At 56.3% G+C, this 2,275-nt stretch carries 1 pseudogene; it reads left to right on the top strand.

Annotated elements, in window-relative coordinates:
• Positions 1–539 precede the first annotated feature (539 nt).
• Positions 540–2,191: pseudogene (locus WX88_RS26540) on the top strand (IS1182 family transposase).
• Positions 2,192–2,275: the final 84 nt, after the last annotated feature.

Genomic DNA, 2,275 nt, shown 5'->3' with positions numbered 1-2,275 from the left:
AAGCCTATCAAAAAGGAAATCCTTTTTGATAGGCTTCGAATTTGCCGTTGCCAATAACCACTGAATCAATTGATTAACTGCTTAGCGTGTAAAACCGTCCTTGTTGGATACTGTTGGCGAATTCATTTTTAAGCCATTGCTGGAGGCATTAATCGCTCGAAGGCGGCCTGACGCGTCTGAGTTAAAGACACTTCGTTTAACCAGTTAACGATACGCCACAAATAGTCTTTCTATCCCAAAACGTATTCGCCAACAGTATCCAAAAGGACGGATTTACCCGCTAAGCAATTAACCAGTCGATTTCTGCCCACTTAAAAGCGAATCACTATTTCCTTACCAGAAAGGACATCCTTTTTGATAGGCTTGGCAGACCCACTTAATTGCTTGGAATCGCCTTTTTAGGTCGGTTTTTGGGCTACCCTTTGTGATAAAGTGCTGCCGAAGGACTTAGCGGGTAAACCCGCCCGATAGGATACTGTTGGCGAATTGGTTTGGGGGATAAAAAGCTATTTTCAGAAGGACTTTAACTCCTTCTTCAGATGAGCCTACACCCCCAGCCCAGCACGCCTGTTCCGCCCCAAACGCGCCAGGTGGCGCAGGCAGCTTTCCCACGCGGCAATCGCTATCTGCAGCTGCGCGATACCTTGGGCACCCTCTATGACGACGCCCTCTTTGCCGACCTGTTTCCACCACGCGGGCAAGCGGCCCAGGCTCCCTGGCAGCTAGCGGTGGTGACGCTGCTGCAATTCGCCGAAAATCTCTCCGACCGTCAAGCCGCCGATGCCGTGCGCAGTCGCATTGACTGGAAGTATTTGCTGGGTTTAGAGCTGACCGATCCCGGGTTTGATTTTAGTATCCTCTCGGAATTTCGCCAGCGGTTAGTGGCCTTTAAGGCCGAAGAACGCCTGCTCACGCACCTGCTGACGTGTTGCCAGGACCACCAGTGGCTGAAAGCCGGGGGCAAACAGCGCACGGACTCGACGCATGTGCTGGCTCGTGTCCGGGATATGAATCGCCTGGAGTGCGTGGCAGAGACCATGCGCTTTACGCTCAACAGCTTGGCTACCCTCATGCCCGACTGGTTGGCCAGCCAGCTGCAACCGGAGTGGACCGCCCGGTACGGTCCCCGCGCCGAGGAGTATCGCCTGCCGCACACCACACCCCAGCGGATAGCCTACGCGCAGCAAGTCGGGCAGGACGGCTGGTGGCTCCTCGAGCAAATAGAACGGGATGACCAAGCCGCTTGGCTGTGGCAGCTGCCGGCCGTTGACATCCTGCGCCGGGTCTGGCTCCAACAGTTTCGGATGGTGGACGGTCAGCTCAACTGGCGCGTGGAGAACCAGGACGAATACCGCCTTCCGCGCAGCTCATCCGCTCTCCCTACGATGTAGAAGCGCGTTTTAGTCGGAAACGCACCACGACGTAGGTGGGCTATAAAGTGCATTTGACGGAAACCTGCGAGCAGGATCACCCCCATCTGATTACGCAGGTAGCGACTACTGTCAGCGCGGAGGCGGATTCGGCTACCTTACCACAGATTCAGCAGGCATTGGCGGACCAGTCGTTACTGCCGTCGCAGCAGTTGGTGGATACCGCGTATGTGAGCGCTGAATTGCTTGTCCAAAGCCAGCAACTCCATCAGGTGGACTTAGTCGGGCCCGCTCGCAAAGACCAGAAATGGCAAGCCCTGGCGGGGCAAGAGGTTGCGGCAGCGGATTTCCATGGGGATTGGGACGCGCAGCAAGCCACTTGCCCCCAAGGGCATACGACTCGTTCCTGGTTCCATACGCTGGAAAACGGCTAGCCTCGCGTGTTCATCAAGTTTTCCACGAAGCAGTGCGGGCCCTGCCCCGTTCGCGCGCAGTGCACGCGCATGAAACGCCGGGGCATTAAGCTGCGAGCCGACGCCCCGTATCAAGCCTTGCAAGCAGCTCGGGCACGAGACAGCCAGGCGGACTGGCCTCTGCTCTACAATCAGCGAGCAGGCATTGAAGGCACTCTCTCGCGAGGGATCAGGGGCTTTGGCATGCGCCGTTCGCGCTACATGGGCCTGGCCAAAACCCATTTGCAGCACGTCTTTATCGCCGCGGCGATGAACCTGTCGCGTATCATTAACTGGGTAAACGAGGTGCCGTTAGCCCAGACCCGTCAGGCCGCCTTCCAACTATTGAATCCGCCAGCAATGGCTTAAAACCAATTCGCCAACAGTATCCCGTTGTAACGAGAACCCCAGCTTACGCTATAATCCACAGCAAATTGCCTTCTATGCCCGCCT

The sequence above is a fragment of the Hymenobacter terrenus genome (genome assembly GCF_000972495.1).
In the GTDB taxonomy this organism is placed as follows: Bacteria; Bacteroidota; Bacteroidia; order Cytophagales; family Hymenobacteraceae; genus Hymenobacter; species Hymenobacter terrenus.
This window is presented reverse-complemented; position numbering and strand designations above follow the sequence as displayed.